The 15,520-nt window shown below is 72.6% G+C and carries 16 protein-coding genes; 8 read left to right on the top strand and 8 right to left on the bottom strand.

Going from position 1 to position 15,520, the window contains the following annotated elements; all coding sequences use genetic code 11:
- Positions 1-71 precede the first annotated feature (71 nt).
- The 3 genes from K4S16_RS27065 (at position 72) to K4S16_RS27075 (ending at position 3,970) form a co-directional block, all read left to right on the top strand.
- Entirely contained in the window at positions 72-1,475 is a 1,404-nt protein-coding gene (locus K4S16_RS27065; RefSeq protein ID WP_149261843.1) for an APC family permease, read from the top strand.
- Positions 1,472-2,482 carry an acetamidase/formamidase family protein gene (locus K4S16_RS27070; protein WP_235037101.1) on the top strand — a complete coding sequence of 337 codons (1,011 nt, stop codon included), beginning with the start codon at positions 1,472-1,474 and terminating at the stop codon, positions 2,480-2,482. Before K4S16_RS27065 ends, K4S16_RS27070 begins: the two co-directional genes overlap by 4 nt.
- 117 nt (positions 2,483-2,599) lie before the next feature.
- Entirely contained in the window at positions 2,600-3,970 is a 1,371-nt protein-coding gene (locus tag K4S16_RS27075; RefSeq protein ID WP_149261844.1) for a hypothetical protein, read from the top strand.
- Between the two features lie 84 nt (positions 3,971-4,054).
- Here K4S16_RS27075 and dacB read toward each other — a convergent pair whose 3' ends face one another.
- From dacB to K4S16_RS27090, 3 genes are all read right to left on the bottom strand, one after another.
- Positions 4,055-5,596: a D-alanyl-D-alanine carboxypeptidase/D-alanyl-D-alanine-endopeptidase gene (gene dacB / locus K4S16_RS27080; RefSeq protein ID WP_235037102.1), complete on the bottom strand. Its 1,542-nt coding sequence runs from the start codon at positions 5,594-5,596 to the stop codon at positions 4,055-4,057.
- A 97-nt stretch (positions 5,597-5,693) separates the two neighbouring features.
- A complete protein-coding gene (locus K4S16_RS27085) occupies positions 5,694-6,737 on the bottom strand; it encodes a maleylacetate reductase (RefSeq protein ID WP_149261846.1) in 1,044 nt (347 codons plus the stop codon).
- 146 nt (positions 6,738-6,883) lie between these two features.
- Entirely contained in the window at positions 6,884-7,357 is a 474-nt protein-coding gene (locus K4S16_RS27090; RefSeq protein ID WP_149261847.1) for a MarR family winged helix-turn-helix transcriptional regulator, read from the bottom strand.
- 97 nt (positions 7,358-7,454) lie between these two features.
- Between K4S16_RS27090 and K4S16_RS27095 the strand changes: the two genes are divergently transcribed.
- The gene (locus K4S16_RS27095; protein WP_160161050.1) at positions 7,455-8,504 is read left to right on the top strand and encodes an amidohydrolase family protein; all 1,050 of its coding nucleotides are present in this window, start codon (positions 7,455-7,457) and stop codon (positions 8,502-8,504) included.
- Here K4S16_RS27095 and K4S16_RS27100 read toward each other — a convergent pair.
- The 3 genes from K4S16_RS27100 to K4S16_RS27110 are packed head-to-tail and all read right to left on the bottom strand — an operon-like array spanning position 8,497 to position 10,578.
- Positions 8,497-9,768 (bottom strand): cytochrome P450, encoded by a 1,272-nt coding sequence (locus K4S16_RS27100; protein WP_149261849.1) that lies wholly within the window; start codon positions 9,766-9,768, stop codon positions 8,497-8,499. The two genes, K4S16_RS27095 and K4S16_RS27100, sit on opposite strands and share 8 nt — an antisense overlap.
- Position 9,769: 1 nt before the next feature.
- Entirely contained in the window at positions 9,770-9,970 is a 201-nt protein-coding gene (locus tag K4S16_RS27105; protein WP_149261850.1) for a ferredoxin, read from the bottom strand.
- The gene (locus K4S16_RS27110) at positions 9,967-10,578 is read right to left on the bottom strand and encodes a TetR/AcrR family transcriptional regulator (protein ID WP_149261851.1); all 612 of its coding nucleotides are present in this window, start codon (positions 10,576-10,578) and stop codon (positions 9,967-9,969) included. The genes K4S16_RS27105 and K4S16_RS27110 overlap by 4 nt, the downstream gene beginning before the upstream one ends.
- Before the next feature lie 152 nt (positions 10,579-10,730).
- On the opposite strand from K4S16_RS27110, the gene K4S16_RS27115 reads away from it, so the two are divergent.
- The 4 genes from K4S16_RS27115 to K4S16_RS27130 are packed head-to-tail and all read left to right on the top strand — an operon-like array spanning position 10,731 to position 14,134.
- Positions 10,731-11,525, top strand: a complete 795-nt coding sequence (locus K4S16_RS27115) for an SDR family NAD(P)-dependent oxidoreductase (RefSeq protein ID WP_149261852.1) — start codon at positions 10,731-10,733, stop codon at positions 11,523-11,525.
- Positions 11,526-11,539: 14 nt separating this feature from the next.
- Entirely contained in the window at positions 11,540-12,328 is a 789-nt protein-coding gene (locus tag K4S16_RS27120; RefSeq protein ID WP_149261853.1) for an SDR family NAD(P)-dependent oxidoreductase, read from the top strand.
- A 52-nt stretch (positions 12,329-12,380) separates the two neighbouring features.
- Positions 12,381-13,250: a fumarylacetoacetate hydrolase family protein gene (locus K4S16_RS27125; protein ID WP_149261854.1), complete on the top strand. Its 870-nt coding sequence runs from the start codon at positions 12,381-12,383 to the stop codon at positions 13,248-13,250.
- A complete protein-coding gene (locus K4S16_RS27130) occupies positions 13,247-14,134 on the top strand; it encodes a fumarylacetoacetate hydrolase family protein (protein ID WP_149261855.1) in 888 nt (295 codons plus the stop codon). Before K4S16_RS27125 ends, K4S16_RS27130 begins: the two co-directional genes overlap by 4 nt.
- 6 nt (positions 14,135-14,140) lie before the next feature.
- Here the strand turns inward: K4S16_RS27130 and K4S16_RS27135 are convergent, their stop codons facing one another.
- Both K4S16_RS27135 and K4S16_RS27140 read right to left on the bottom strand, forming a co-directional pair.
- Positions 14,141-14,959, bottom strand: coding sequence for an IclR family transcriptional regulator (locus K4S16_RS27135; protein ID WP_200842148.1), 819 nt, complete (start codon positions 14,957-14,959; stop codon positions 14,141-14,143).
- 106 nt (positions 14,960-15,065) lie between these two features.
- Positions 15,066-15,476, bottom strand: coding sequence for a hypothetical protein (locus K4S16_RS27140; protein ID WP_149261857.1), 411 nt, complete (start codon positions 15,474-15,476; stop codon positions 15,066-15,068).
- Positions 15,477-15,520 lie beyond the last annotated feature (44 nt).

Below are 15,520 nucleotides of genomic sequence, written 5' to 3' on the forward strand. Positions count from 1 at the left end.
CATTTGAAAAGATTACCTCTAGGCTCCGCTGAGCGGGATCCACCCGCGTCCGCGCGGTCAGAGGAGGAAGCATGGCCGTCGACTCGGCGCAGCCCGAGGGCATCGAGCGCTACGGGTACACCCAGGAGCTGCGACGCTCTCTCACGTTCAAGGACCTGGTGGTCTACGGACTGATCTTCATGGTGCCGATCGCGCCGTTCGGCATCTTCGGCAGCGTCTTCCAGGGGTCGGGCGGCATGGTCGCGCTCGCCTATGCGATCGGGATGCTGGCCATGCTGTTCACCGCCGGCTCCTACGCGCAGATGTCGCGGGCGTTCCCGATGGCCGGGTCGGTCTACACCTACGCCGGGCGGGGCATCACGGCGCCGGTCGGGTTCCTGTCCGGCTGGATGATCCTGCTCGACTACGTGCTGGTGCCGTCCCTGCTGTACCTGATCGCCAGCGTGGCGATGAACTCGCTCGTGCCGGGCGTCCCGGTGTGGCTCTGGCTCATCGCGTTCGTCGTGCTCAACACGGTCGTCAACTTCTTCGGCATCGAGATGACCGCGCGGATCAACCGGATCATGCTGGTCGCCGAGCTGGTCATCCTGGCGATCTTCCTGGTGGTGGGCCTGGTGGCGCTCGCCCAGGGCAAGGGCCACGGCGGCGGGAGCCTCACCCCGATCTACAACGGCGGGACGTTCTCGTGGGGGCTGGTGTTCGGCGCCGTGTCGATCGCGGTGCTGAGCTTCCTCGGCTTCGACGGCATCTCCACGCTGGCCGAGGAGAACCGCGAGTCCGCCCGCGCCATCGGGCGGTCGATGGTGGCCGCGCTGCTGCTGGTCGGCGTCCTGTTCATCGTCCAGACCTGGGTGGCCTCGCTGCTGGTCACCGACCCGGACAAGCTGATCAAGGAGGGGGACGCGGACGGCGTCGCCTTCTACGACGCCGCGCGGGTCGCCGGCGGCGCGTGGCTGGCCAAGCTGACCGCCCTCGCCACCGCGATCGCGTGGGGCTTCGCCAACTCGCTGGTGGCGCAGGCCGCGACGTCCCGGCTGCTGTACGCGATGGCGCGGGACCGGCAGCTGCCGAAGTTCCTCGCCAAGGTGCACCCCCGGCGGAAGGTCCCGGTCAACGCGACGCTCGTGGTCGCGGCCGTGTCGCTGGGCCTCGGCCTCTACATGGAGCAGCGCGAGGACGGCATCACGCTGCTCAGCTCGCTCGTCAACTTCGGCGCCATGACGGCGTTCCTGGTGCTGCACGTCTCGGTCGTCGTCCACTACGTCGTCCGGTCGGGCAGCCGGGACTGGTGGCGCCACCTGATCGCACCGGTGATCGGCTTCGGCATCCTCGGCTACGTGGTGGTCAACGCGAAGGTCGCCGCGCAGGAGCTGGGCTTCCTGTGGCTCGGCATCGGAGTGGTGCTGCTGGTCGGTCTGCTGCTCATGAAGCGCCGTCCGGCGCTGGCCGGCATCGAAGAGGAGGACGAGAAGTGACGTTCGACGTGGTCTCCATGGGGGACGCCGAGCCCGGCTTCGCGTTCGGCGGGCGGGAGGCGGCGCTCACCGTCGCGCCCGGCACCGTCGTGGAGCTGACGACCGAGGACTGCTTCGGCGGCGCGGTCCGCGGGGTGGACGACCTGCCGAGCCAGGTGTGCGCCTTCCCCTACCTCAACCCCGTCACCGGCCCCATCGCGGTGGCGGGCGCCGAGCCCGGCGACGCGGTGGCGGTGCACTTCGTGGACATCCGCCCCGCCCGCGACTGGGCGGTCTCGTCCACCTTCCCGCACTTCGGGGCGCTGACCGCGACGCACACGACGGCGATGCTGCACCCGGCCCTGCCGGAGCGGGTGTGGATGTACGACGTGGACGCCGAACGCGGGATCTGCCGCTTCCGGGCCCGCGCGAGCGACCTGGAGATCGATCTGCCGCTCGACCCCATGCACGGCACCGTGGGCGTGGCCCCGGCCGCGAACGAGGTGATCATGAGCATCACCCCGGGGGCGCACGGCGGCAACATGGACACCCCGGAGATGCGCGCGGGCACCACGGCGTACTTCCCGGTCAACGTCCCGGGCGGCATGATCTCGATCGGCGACGGCCACTGCCGCCAGGGCGAGGGCGAGGTCTGCGGCACCGCCGTGGAGGCGGCCATGAACACCGTCGTGGTCGTGGACCTGGTCAAGGGCGCGGCGCCCGCGTGGCCGCGCCTGGAGGACGACCTCCACCTGATGTCGACCGGCTCGGCCCGCCCGCTGGAGGACGCGTTCCGGATCAGCCAGCACGACCTGGTCACCTGGACGTCCGCACTGCTCGGCCTGGACGAGCTGGACGCGTACCAGCTCGTCAGCCAGGCGGGGCTCGCCCCGGCCGGCAATGTCGTCGACACCAACTACACGATGCTCGCGAAGCTCCCCAAGACCGCTCTGCCGGGCGTCTCCGCCTACGACGGGATCCACGCGCGCCTGCGTGAGACCGCCGAGCGCTACCTGTCCCAGCGCTGACCCGCTCAGGGCCAGCCTCCCCGAACGTCACTCTCTGTATTCATATAATCCCCGTGCGTTGCGACGTCCAGGGACGGAGCGCGGTCGCGCTCCACGGGGAGGGTGTGCGTCTTGAGGATGAGCAGGAAAGTGGCGGGCGTGGCCGTGGGAGCGGCCGCCGTCGCGATCGCGGCCGCGGGATGGCCGGTCGGAGCCTCCGCGGGCGGCCAGTGGAAGCTGGTCGCCCGGGAGCGGTTCGACCGGCCGCTGCGCGTCGACGGCGCGCCGTGGCGGCTGGACCCGCAGGGGCCGCGCAGCCCGTGGCACGTCGACGCGTTCGACGACGACGGGGAGGCGTGGCGGAGGCTCAGCGGGCCGCTGTTCGAACGGCAGATGAAGACCCTCAACGTGTTCCGCAAGCGCGTCGCCTTCGGGGAGCGGGGGTGGCTGACGGCGGAGGTCGCCGCCGTCGACAAGGACCGCGACGGGCGCCCCGACTCCCGGCCCGGCCTGTCGGCCGTGTCGCTGCCGGGCGGGCGGACCGCCGGGCGGATCTCCGAGCCGAGCTGGGACGCGGGGGTCCTGATCCGGCCGACCCGCCCGCTGCCCCGGTACTACCGGGTGGAGATGACGCTGCGCGGCATCCAGTTCGGCGGCAAGCGGAACGGCACGTTCGACTACGACGGCAGGCACAACGGCTACACCATGGAACCGTGCAAGACCCGGTACCCGTGGACGTTCCAGGGCGCCCTGCCCGGCAGGTCGCGGTGCCAGTACCCCGACGTGACGCGGGAGAACGGGTTCTACTACCTGACGATCCTCGACTACGCGACCCCGGCGCCGCACGGCAACCCGGGCATCCACTTCCGGCGCAAGGTCATCATGGACGGCTACTACAGCGACGACGCCCGCTGGAAGAACGCCGCGACCTGCAACCCGAAGACCCGGAAGATGTACCGGACGTTCGAGGGCACCTTCAACGGCGTCAACGCGCTGTTCCCGCGCGGCGACCTGTTCCGCGAGACCGCCAACAACAACATCAGCAACGAGTACTACGCCAAGACCGCCTGCGGAGAGGCGTCCATGGACCGGCGGTACGGGCCGGGCGGCCGGTTCGAGGGGCACCTGACCAGCGCCGAGCTGCGGCCGGAACTGCTGCCGAAGGCCGCCTACCGGTTCGCCATCGAGCGCGACCGGACCGGGTACACGCTGGAGATGAGCGGCCCGTTCCTGCACACCGGGCAGACCACGCTGCGCGTCCACCACGACTTCGTGGAGAACGGGCGCCCGATCTGGCACTACAACCAGACGCCCGGCGAGTACGACGGCCGGTTCGACCGCAGGCTCGTCCACAAGGGCCCGGCCGGGACGTACACGACCGAGCACAGCTGGCCGAAGGGCTCGGCCTATCCCGACTCCTTCATCATCGGCGACCCGCACCTGAACTACTACGAGGGTGAGGCGTTCGTCGACGACATCCGCCTCTACGTGCCCAGAGACCAGGGATGACCCGCGCCGGCGAGGCGCGTTCCGCCGTCAGCGGGACGCGCCTCGCCGACGGTCAGCGGGGGCAGCGGTCAGCAGGGTCAGCGGTCAGCAGCGCCCGATCCAGGAGCACTCCAGCTGCGGGGAGTTCCCGGAGACGCGGAACGTCCGGACGGCGGCGGGGTCTCCCCCGGCCAGCCGGACCGCGATCCTGTCCTCGATGTCCTTGGGCGCGGCGCCCTGGTAGCCGTTCAGCACGACCGAGAAGACCAGCCGCCGCCCGGACGGGTCGGTGACGTAGCCCGACAGCGCGGAGGCGCCGGTCAGCGTGCCGGTCTTGGCGTGCACGTTGCCCGCGGCGGGGGTGCCCTGCATCCGCGACCGCAGCGTGCCGCCTTCGAGGCGGTCCGGGTCCCCGGCGACCGGCAGAGCCCGGTACCAGGCGGGGAACCAGGGCGCGCTCTGCGCCTTCTTCAGGATGGTGCTGACGTCCTGCGCGGTGGTGCGGTTCTCGCGCGACAGCCCGGAGCCGTCGGCCATCTCCAGCCGTCCGGTGGGGACGCCCTGGCGGCCGGCATACCTCTCGATCACCGGCAGCCCCGCCTCCCAGCTCCCCATGCCCGCCTTCTCCCGGCCGATGGCCTTGACCAGGGTCTCGGCGACCATGTTGTTGCTGAGCTTGAGGAACGGCACCATCAGCCGCGACAGCGGCATCGAGGAGCGGACCGCGAGCGCGGCGGCGCCCCGCGGTGTCCTGCCGCGCTCGGTGACGCCCTCGACCTCGACGCCGTGGGCCTGGAGCGCGCTCCGGAACACGTCCGCCGCGTACAGGGTGGGATTGTCGACCGTCCGCAGGGTCGTGTAGGGCGCGGCGCCCGCCGGGTAGGAGCCGCTCACCACGATGGTGTCGCTGCCGACGGCCCGGTTCACCGCCAGCGTGGACGGCGACCCCGGCGCGCCCGTGACCGCCCTGTTGTCGATCTTGACGGTGCGGGTGGCCGGGGACAGCCCCGCCTCGACCGGGTCGCCCTCGGCGCCGCCCGGCCGCACCGACACCTCGACCGACCCGGCGTCGAAGTCGGCGTTGGGCGCGACGGTCAGCGCGGACGTCTGCGCGGCGTAGTAGTACTGCAGGTCCGTCGGGTCCCAGTGGGAGGGCGTGCGGACGGCGTCGAACCAGGTGTCGTCCGCGACCAGGTCGCCCTCGACGCGCCGGACGCCCCGCGCCGCCACCTGGGCGGCGAGCCGGTCGTAGTCGGCGGCCCGCGTCGTCGGGTCGCCGGTCCCCCTGAGGTAGAGGTCGCCCCTGACCGTCGAGCCGGACACTCCACGGGCGTACACGCCGGTGCGGAACCGGTACCCGGGGCCGAGCAGCGACAGCGCCGCGCCCGACGTGTAGAGCTTCATGTTCGAGGCGGGCATCACCTGCGCCGTCGCGCCGCGCGAGTAGCGGACGGCGCCCGTCCGGGCGTCCCGCACCACCGCGCCGACGGTCGCGCCTTCGAGGCGGCCGTCGGCGAGTATGGCGTCGAGGTCCTTGCCCAGGTCGGTCTTGGCGGCGCCTGCCTTGGCGGCGGCCATGGCCGCGGGGTGCGCGGCGGGAGCGGCGAGCAGGGACGTCCCGGCAAGCAGGACGGACGTGATTCGCACCAATGGTCCACGCATGAGGTGTGAGCGTAGGACAACGGCCGGACCACGGCAGCGGAACGACACGATCGTGATCAAGTCCTTGCGCGGACCGGGCCGTTCACCACATCGCGTCGAGCAGTTCCGCGACCGCGTCGGCGTCCGGCGGCCGGGGATTGGGGTAGGGATCGGCCGCCACCCGCCCGGCCATCTCGCGGAGCCGTTCGCGGGGGACGCCCAGAGCGGACAGCCGCGTCGGGCCCCGGTGCGCACGGGCCAGCGCGGCGACGACGGCGACCGGGTCCGGCCCGGCCACCCGGGCGAGCCGGGCCGAGGCGGCGGGCGCCGACGGCAGGTTGAACGCCATGACGTGCGCGAGCAGCATCGTGTGCAGTTCGGCGTGCGGGAGACCGAACGCGCCGCCGAGGACGTGCGCGAGCTGGTGGTGCAGCCCCATCCGGGTCTGCGCCAGGCAGATCCCGGCCAGCCACGCGGCCGACTGGAGGCGCGCGCGCCCCTCCATTCCGGTCGGGTCGTCCAGCACCTCGGGCAGCGCGCCCAGAATGCCGGCGACGGCCTCGGCCGCCAGCGCGTCGGTGACCATCGTGGCGTCCGGCGCCCACAGGGCCTCGACGGCGTGGGCGAGCGCGTTCATCGCGCTGGTCCGGGTCAGGCCGGACGGCATGCCCAGGGTGAGGCGCGGGTCGTAGACGACCGTGCCGGGAGCCAGGCCGGGGGCGCGGCGCGTGGTCTTCACGCCGTCCTCGGTCTCGCCCAGCACGGGCGTCATCTCGGAGCCCGCATAGGTGGTGGGCACGGCGACCTGCGGCATCCCCGTCCGCGCCGACACCGCCTTGGCGAGGCCGATCGCGGAGCCGCCGCCGACCGCGACGACGCAGTCCGCGCCCGCGGCGTCCTCCATGGCGCGCGCCGTCACGGCGACCGGGGTGTGCGGCGCCGGACGGTCGAAGCGCGCCGCGAGCCGTCCTCCGAGCGCCCCGGCGATCCGGTCGGCGGGCCCGGCGGCGGACGGCGCCGCGACCAGCAGCACCCTCTCCGCCCCGATCCGCGCGACCTCGTCCGCGACGAGATCGCTCGCACCCGGCCCGACCAGGACGCGTACGGGCAGCGTCTCGTGGACGACGACCTCGTCCGCGCTGCTCATGACGACCGGCCCGGCATAAGGATCATGTGCACTCTCCTGTACGGCGCTGCGAGCTTCTATACCGCGTGACCTCTCTCTTACTCAGCGCCACAGCCCTCGTATACGACACGCACCCACCCGCGGCGCCGGTGCGGTGCCGGGACCGGTCAGCCCTCGTCCGCGTGCTCGGCGATCCGGCGAAGCAGGTCCACGAGACGGTCCCGGTCGTCGCCGTCCAGGTGGCCGAAGAGCCGTTCGCCCACGTCGGCCCCCGCGCGCCGGGCGCTCTCCAGCGTCCGCGTCCCGTCCGGGGTCAGGCTGATCGAGTGGGCCCGGCGGTCCTGCGGGGCGCGCTCGCGCCGGACCAGGCCGCCGTCCTCCAGCTCGTCGACGATGCGCACCATCGTGGACTTGTCGATGCCGGTGAGGTCGATGAGGCGCCGCTGGCTGGACGGCCCGTACATCTCCAGCGCCAGCAGCATGCTGAACTCGCGCACGTCGATCCCCAGCCGGCCCAGCTCGCCGTTCATGCTCGCCCGGCTCCGGTTGTGCGCGGAGGCCAGCAGCATGCCGAGCCCCACGTGCCGGACGGCGGGGTCGCCGTCCTCGGACAGGAGCCGTTCGAGCAGGTCGTCGAGCATGGCCCCAGTTTAGGGGCCTCTGATATAGTCCCACTTGAGACTTTCTCGTATGAGAGAGCTTGGTGGGCGGCGCATCGAACGAGTGAGGGAGACGCGCATGCCCGAGACGACCCGCCGCCGCGCCCTGCAGGTGGCCGGCCTGGCGATGGCCGCGGCCGCCGTTCCGGCAGGTGAGGCGGCCGCCGCCCCCCGGCGGCCGCGCGGCAGGATCGACACCCACCATCACGCCGTCCCGCCCCGGATGCGGGAGTGGGCGGTCGAGCAGGGCCTCCTCCCGCCGACCGGCGGACCGTCCTGGGCCCAGTGGACGCTGCCGAGCACCCTGCGGACGATGAACGCCAACGGCATCGCCGCCGGGGTGGCGTCCGCGCCGGTGCCCGCCGAGGTGTTCCTGGACCGGGGGATCGCCGCCTCGGGCGTCCAGGTGTGCAACGAGTCGCTGGCCGAGCTGGTGCGCGAGCACCCCACGAGGTTCGGCTTCTTCGCCAACGTGGCGATGCTCCACCCGGACCTCGCCGTGCGGCAGCTCGCCCACGCGCTGGACGACCTGGGCGCGGACGGAGTCCTCCTCAACACCTCGGCCGCCGGGCACTACCTCGGGGAGCCGATGTTCGACCCGCTCTGGGCCGAGCTCGACAAGCGCCGCGCGGTCGTGTTCGTCCACCCGGTCGCCCCCAAGGGCCTGCCCGAGGCGCCGGGCGTCGGGGACTGGCTCGCCGACTACCTGCTCGACACCACCCGCACCGCGCTCAACCTCATCGCCGCCGGGACCCTCGACCGGTACCCGCGGGTGTCGGTCGTCCTGTCGCACGGCGGCGGGTTCCTGCCGTACATGGCGGGACGCGCCGAGCGCTCGGCCCGGGAGGACGGCGGCCCGCTCCCGGCGCGGATGCGTCCGGCGCTCCGCCGCTTCCACTACGACACGGCCCTGCCGGTGTCCCCGTACGCCGCACCGTCCCTGATCGCCGCCGTCGGCGCCGACCGCGTCCTGTTCGGCACCGACTGGCCCGCGAACTCCGCCCGCGAGGTCGCGCTGAACACCCGGGACCTCGACCGCGACCCGGTGCTGGACGAGCGCGCCCACCGCGCCGTCGACCGGGGGAACGCCCTGCGCCTGCTCCCCCGGCTGGCCGAACGCCTTACGTGATGCGGACGGGGAGGGTGCGGGGGCCGCGGACCTGGCCGGCGGCCCACGTGACCGCCGCCGGGTCGGCCAGGGCGAAGGACGGGACGCGCTCCAGCCAGACGTCGAGCGCCACGCGCAGCTCCATGCGGGCCAGGTGCGAGCCGACGCAGCGGTGGATGCCGAGGCCGAAGGCGGCGTGCCGGTTCACCTCGCGGTCGATGACGATCTCGTCCGCGCGGTCGAACTGGGCCGGGTCGCGGTTGGCGGCGGGGAACGACAGCAGGACCCAGTCGTCGGCCTTCATCTCGACGCCGCGCCAGGTCATGTCCTCCCTCACGAGGCGCGCCATCGTGACGGGCGCGAAGGCGCGCAGGAACTCCTCCATCGCGGTCGGCAGCAGCGACCGGTCGGCGGCGAGGCGCTCGCGGTCCGCCGGCGTCCTCGCCAGGTGCCACAGCGAGGCGCCGATCGCGCTCCAGGTCGTGTCGATCCCGGCGATGAGCAGCAGCGCCATCGTCCCCGAGACGTGGGACGGGTCGAGCTTGCGCCCGTACAACTCGGCTTCGATCAGATAGGTGGTGAGGTCGTCGCGCGGGTTCGCGACGTGGTCGCGGATCTGCTCCAGGAGGTAGTCGAACAGCTTGTCCATGCGCGCGATGCGCTCGTCCGGGGGGAGGTTGACTCCTTCGAGGGTGTTCTCGACGAACTCGCGGAACCGGGGGCCGTCCTCGGGCGGGAAGCCGAGCATGTCGGCGATGACCCGCATCGGGATGTGCTGCGCGTACTCCTGCGCGGCGTCCACCGTCTCGCGGCCCTCGAAGGAGTCGATGAGCTCGTGGCAGTACGCCCTGGTCGCGGACTCCAGCCGCGCCACCGCCGACTTCTTGAACGCGGGCAGCAGCAGCTTGCGCGCGTCGTGGTGGAACGGCGGGTCGGACGAGATCGGCGGCGTGACGCCGACCGGCTCCACCTCGCGCGGCGGCCGGAAGTTGCTCATGACGACCGAGCGGGAGGTGAACCGCTCGGTGTCGTAGGCGACCGCCGCCACGTCCTCGTAGCGGGTCGGCAGCCAGCCGCCGCCGAACCGCTCGGTCCGCGCGACCGGGCAGCGCCGCCGCAGGTCGTCCTGGATCGGGTACGGGTCGGCGGCCCACTCCGGTTCCAGGTGGGAGAAGTCGGTCGCCCAGTCGGAGACCGGGCCGGTGACGACCTCGTTGCGCGTGCCGAGCGGACGACTGGCCCGCTCGTCCCGGAAGTCCTTGCCGAAGCGGTCGTCCGCGGTCATCTCACGCCTCCCCGAGGACGTCGATCGCACGTTCGGGGCAGTTCGCGACCGCGAGGCGGGCCTCGTGCTCCCCGCCCTCGGGGACGACTCCGTCGCCGAGGACGACGCCGTATCCCTCGTCGTCCTCGCCGAACAGGCCGGGGGCGAGGTCGTAGCAGCGGCCGTGCCCCTGGCAGCGCTTCGGGTCGATCTGCACCTTCACTGGGTTCCTCCCCCTGTCGTTCCGGGCGGCGCGAGCGCGGACACGATCCGCGCGAGCAGTGCGACCCACTCCTCGTCCCCGACGGCGTGCATGTCCCGCGGGATGAGGGCGCTCCCCATCCCGAGCAGCAGGCAGAGGTGGGCGAGCGCGTTCGGGGAGAGCGCCGGGTCCATCTCCCCGCCCGCCTGGGCGATGCGCATCAGCCCGGCGAGCCACTCGGCGCGCTCTCCGACGTAGTCGCGCATGGGACGGGCCACGTCCTCGTCCCGGTGGGCCGCGACGAGGGCCTCCACGACGAGGTGGGCGCGGGCGTCGCGGCGGTTCGGCAGCCACCGCCCCATGGTGAGCAGCAGCTCGACGACCGGGCGGTCGGGCTCGGCGGCGAACAGCTCGGCCAGCAGCCGCCGCCCGTGCGCACGCAGCGCCGCCACCAGCAGCTCCGCCTTCGAGTCGAAGTGCGCATACAGAGCGCCGTTGCTGACGCCGGCGGCCCGCGCGATGTCGGCGACGCGCGTCCCGTCGTACCCGCGCCGCGCGAACTCGTCGGCCGCCGCGCTCAGCAGCCGTTCGCGCGTCTCCGCGCGCGTGACGCCGGCAATGCGTCCCATACCGAAATTAAACGAGCGTTCATTTGCCGGGTCAAGGCCCCCGCACCCCCGAAGGCTCCGCCCAGGCCTCTTGACGGCGGGTTGCGGGTCCTCGGATACTCGACCACAACATGAAAGCGGCTTTCATTAAGCGAAAGTGACGGGTGGAACACGTGGCTGACGGGTCCGCGGCGGCTCATGGTGCGTCGGACGCGGCGGCTGACTGGCCTGGGCTGCGGGGCGCTCGGGTACTCGTGCTCGGTGCCGGCGGGATCGGCGCGGAGTGCGTTCGGGGATATCTCCGAGCCGGGGCCGTCGTCACGGTGGTCGACCGCGACCCCGCGCGGCTGGACGCTCTGCCCCCGGGCCCGGACGGGACCGGCGCGCACACGTTCGCGGCCGACCTGGCCGAGCCGGGCGCCGGAGCCGACGCCGTCCGGCGGGCGGTGGAGGCGATGGGCGGGCTGGACGTGCTCCTGCACTGCGTCGGCGTCAACGACCGGCGCCCGATCCTCGACTTCACCGAGGACGAGTGGGACCGGGTGCTGCGCACCAACCTGTCCACCGCGTTCGGCGCGGCGCAGGCGGCGGGGCGGCACATGGTGGAGGCAGGCGGCGGGCGCATCGTGCTCCTGTCCTCGGTGTCCGGGCACCTGGCGCACCGCAAGCACGGCCCGTACGCCGCGTCCAAGGGCGGAATGAACCAGATGATGCGGGTCATGGCGGCCGAGTGGGCGTGCCACGGCGTCACGGTCAACGCGGTCGCGCCCGGCTACGTCGAGACGCCGCTGACCGCCGGATACCTCGCGCGGCCGGGCGTCCGCGAGGAGCTCGTGCGCCTCGTCCCGGCCGGGCGGCTGGGCACCGCAGCGGAGATCGTCGGCCCGATACTGTTCCTGTCCTCGCCGCACGCGGCCTTCATCACCGGGCACGTCATGTACGTCGACGGTGGCCGCACTCTCGTCTGATCAGAGGAGAACGCATGAGCACGCAGGAGGGCATCTTCCCTCGGTTCGCCGGGAAGACGGTGCTGGTCACCGGGGCCGGGACGGGGTTCGGGGCGGAGATCGCCGTCCGGGCCGCCCAGGAGGGCGCCCGGGTCGGCGTCCACTACAACAGCTCGAAGCAGGGCGCCGAGCGCACGGCGGAGCGCGTCCGGGAGGCCGGCGGCGAGGCGTTCGTCGTGCAGGCGGACATCTCGTCCTGGGACGAGATCCGCCGCCTCGCCGACGAGGTCTTCGCGTGGGCGGGCACGCTGGACGTCCTGGTCAACAACGTCGGGGACGTCGCGACCGAGCAGATGTCGTGGCGGCAGCTGACCCAGGAGTCGCTGGACCGCGTCATCGACGTGGACGTCAAGGGCACCCTGCTCATGACGCACGAGTTCGGCTCCCGCATGCTGGAGCAGGGCCACGGCTCGATCATCAACATCGGATCGACGGTGGTCGTGCGGGGCAGCGCGCGGGCCCCCCAGTACGCCGCCGCCAAGTACGGGCTGCTCGGCATCACCAAGTCGTACGCGGCGGCGTTCGCGCCGGCCGTCCGCGTGAACACCTTCGCGCCCGGCTTCATGGAGACCGGCGCCACGCTGGAGCGCGAGGACTGGAAGTCAGGGCGCCGCGAGAAGCTCATCGCGCAGACGCCGCTGGGCACGATCCCGCCGCCCGAGAAGGTCGCGGGCACGGCGCTGTTCCTCGCCACCGAGGACGCCTCCCACATCACCGGCGCCTACATGCTCGCCGACGGCGGCTTCAACATGGTCGGCGCCTGAACCGCCGGCGCCGAGCCCGGACCGGCGGCGCCGGGGCCTGAGAGGAACCATCTTGAAACTGATCACGTTCGACGAGGGCCGGGTCGGCCGGCTGGACGGCGAGGACGTCATCGAGTTCGACGTGCCGTCCACGCGGGCGTTCTTCGAGCGCGGCGGCACCGCCCCCGAGACCGGGGAGCGGCTGAGGCTGGCGGACGTCCGGCTCCGCGCGCCCATCCGGCCGAAGAAGTTCTTCCACACCGCGGGGAACTTCGCCGACCACCACGAGGAGCTCCAGGCGGTCAACTGGTCGCACCCGGTGCACAAGGGCATCGTGTTCTTCCAGAACGTGGACGCGATCATCGGGCCGGACGACCCGATCGTGTACCCCGAGCACCTCACCCGGGAGCTCGACTACGAGCTGGAGCTGGCCGTCGTCATCGGCAAGCCGGGCAAGTTCTTCGGCCCCGAGCAAGCGCTGGAGCACATCGCCGGGTTCACCGTCTTCAACGACGTCACGGCCCGCGACATCCAGCGCCGCGAGATGGAGTCGGGGGTGTTCTCGTTCAGCAAGGCCATCGACACGTTCTGCCCGATCGGCCCGTGGATCGTCACCGCCGACGAGATCGAGGACATGCAGGACCTCGCCATGGAGCTGCGGGTGAACGGCGAGAGGCGGCAGACCGGGCACACCAAGCAGATGCGCGTGTCGATCCCGCACCTGGTCGCCTACCACTCGCCGCAGACCTACAGCGCGGGCGACATCATCACGACGGGCACCGTGTCGGGCGTCGCCGCCGTCCAGCCGGACCCGTTCGCGTTCTACCTGCGGCCCGGCGACGTCGTCGAGGCCGAGATCGAGGGCGTCGGGACACTGCGCAACCCCGTGGTCTCCTGGCAGGACGCCCACGGCGAGGCTCCGCCGGAGCGGGTCGACTGGTGAGGTTCGCCAACCTGGACGGGCGGGCCGCGGTCATCGTCGAGGGCGCCTCCGGTGACCTCGCCGTGGACGTCGCCGAGGCGAGCGGCGGCCGGTTCCCCGCCGACCCGCAGGCCGTCTTCAGCCGGTGGCGCGCGTTCTGCGAATGGGCGGCGTGGTCCCTGGACCCGGAGCAGGGCAGGCCGTTCGCTCCGGAGGACCTCGGCCCGCCGGTGCCGCGTCCGGCCCAGGTGTTCGCCATCGGCGTCAACTACGCCGCGCACGCGAGCGAGGCCGGGTACCCGCCCGAGTCGGCTCCCGTGACGTTCACCAAGTTCCCGAGCTGCCTGGCCGGGCCCTACTGCGAGGTCGAGCTGCCGTCCGCCACCGTGGACTGGGAGGTCGAGATGGTGGTGGCGGTCGCGCGGGAGAGCAGCGGCATCCATCCGGTGGACGCCTGGGACTACGTCGCGGGCATCACGCTCGGACAGGACCTGTCCGAGCGGACCTCGCAGCTCGCCGGGCCCAGGCCGCAGTTCAGCCTGGCCAAGTCGTTCCCGAACTTCGGCCCGACCGGCCCCTGGCTCGCCACCCTGAGCGAGTTCGACGACCCGTCCGACCTCGCCATCTCGTGCAGCCTCTCCGGCGAGACCGTGCAGAGCGCGCGGACCTCGGCGATGATCTACAGCGTCCCGGAGCTGCTCGTCCGGCTGTCGCGGATCTGCCGGCTGTTCCCGGGCGACCTGGTCTTCACCGGGACGCCGGCCGGCGTCGGGAACGCCCGCTCGCCCAAGCGGTTCATCCGGCCGGGCGACGTGCTGGTGAGCGAGCTGGAAGGCGTGGGGAGCATGACCCAGCGGTTCGTCGCGGGGCCGGCCCGTGACGGCCTTCCGCCCTCCGGGGAGTGAACGGGGTCAGCGTCCGCCCAGCAGCCGGGAGATCTCCGCGCACGCCTTCTGGACCAGCGGCCGGATCTCCTCCAGGAGGCGCGCCGTCGGGACCTCCATCGCGGGCACGGCCACGTTGACGGCCGCGACCGCCGTCCCGGACGCGTCCCGGACGGGCGCCGCGACGGACCGGAGCCCGTAGGCGAGCTCCTCGTCCTGGAGGGCCCAGCCGCGGCCGCGGATCTCCGCCAGCTCGGGCCGGAGCGCCTCCAGCGAGGCCGCGGCGTTGGGGCCGGCCGCCCCGGCGAAGGACTCCCCGGTCAGCACGTCCTTCAGTTCGGCGTCGTCGAGCTGGGCCAGCAGCATCTTGCCCATCGAGGTGCGGACGGCCGGAAGCCGCGACCCGACCTGGATGTTCGCCGTCACCAGGTCGTTGTTGCGCAGCCTCACCAGGTACAGCACGTGGTCCCCCGACAGCACGCCGAGGTTCGCCGTCTGCCCGGTGGCGTCGGCGAGCCTGCGGAGCGGCCCCTCCGCGAGCTGGACGAGGTCGAGGCTGCGCAGCGCCGAGAAGCCGAGCGTGAGCACCTTCGGCGCGGGCCGGTAGGCGCCGTCCGGAAGCTGTTCGAGGAACCCTTCGGCGGTCAGCGTCGAGGCCAGCCGGAAGGCGGTCGGCAGGGGCAGGCCCGTCGCCGCGGCCATGTCGGTCAGCTTCATGGCCGGGCGCTGCTCGGAGAAGAGCGCGAGGAGGCGCAGGCCCTTCGCCAGCGCCTCCACGTGGTAGCCGCTCTTCGGGCCGGCCCGGCCGCCGGCGGAGCGGGGCGGCGTACGGTCACGCGGGGGCACGGACGCCTCGCTTTCAGCCTGGCCGGCGGACACCGCCGACTGAGGGGCCTGCCGGCTGACGGGCACTGCGCCTCTCATCGTACGGACGCGCCGCCCCGCGGATCCGTCACCTCAGGGCCTCGTAGTACGAGTCCGCCTCCTCCTCCCTCTTCCGGCCGGCCGTGAAGAAGCCGGCGAGCGCGGCGAGCGCGGCCACCGCCTCCCCGGCGAAGCTGATCGTCTTGTCCGCGTACCACTGCGGGTCGTACATCCGCGGGATCGGGCCGATCTGCCCGAAGTCGACGAAGTAGTACAGCAGCACGGCCCCGGCCGCGCTCGCCGCGACGACGAACGCGATGGCGTACGTCCACCTCCGGGCCCAGAACAGCACGAGCAGGCCCGCGACGGCCGCCGCGATGGCCTGGCCGTAGAACAGGTCGTCTCCCGGGATGACGTCGCTGGGGGTGTTGGGCCCGGGGGCCATGTCGGGTGCGAACCGCCAGTGCACGACGGCGTCGGCCGCGAGTCCCGCGGCCACGAGTACACGAAGAACAATGCCCATACCCCTTGCACGGGGATATC

It is taken from the genome of Actinomadura sp. K4S16 (assembly GCF_008327685.1).
Taxonomy (GTDB): domain Bacteria; phylum Actinomycetota; class Actinomycetes; order Streptosporangiales; family Streptosporangiaceae; genus Spirillospora.

Excerpts from the sequence above, each read along its gene's own strand:
- K4S16_RS27100 (WP_149261849.1), bottom strand. The coding sequence starts at position 9,768 with ATGACCGCGGACGACCGCTTCGGCAAGGACTTCCGGGACGAGCGGGCC.
- K4S16_RS27065 (WP_149261843.1), top strand. The coding sequence starts at position 72 with ATGGCCGTCGACTCGGCGCAGCCCGAGGGCATCGAGCGCTACGGGTAC.
- K4S16_RS27095 (WP_160161050.1), top strand. The coding sequence starts at position 7,455 with ATGCCCGAGACGACCCGCCGCCGCGCCCTGCAGGTGGCCGGCCTGGCG.
- K4S16_RS27075 (WP_149261844.1), top strand. The coding sequence starts at position 2,600 with ATGAGCAGGAAAGTGGCGGGCGTGGCCGTGGGAGCGGCCGCCGTCGCG.
- K4S16_RS27110 (WP_149261851.1), bottom strand. The coding sequence starts at position 10,578 with ATGGGACGCATTGCCGGCGTCACGCGCGCGGAGACGCGCGAACGGCTG.
- K4S16_RS27120 (WP_149261853.1), top strand. The coding sequence starts at position 11,540 with ATGAGCACGCAGGAGGGCATCTTCCCTCGGTTCGCCGGGAAGACGGTG.
- K4S16_RS27085 (WP_149261846.1), bottom strand. The coding sequence starts at position 6,737 with ATGAGCAGCGCGGACGAGGTCGTCGTCCACGAGACGCTGCCCGTACGC.
- K4S16_RS27090 (WP_149261847.1), bottom strand. The coding sequence starts at position 7,357 with ATGCTCGACGACCTGCTCGAACGGCTCCTGTCCGAGGACGGCGACCCC.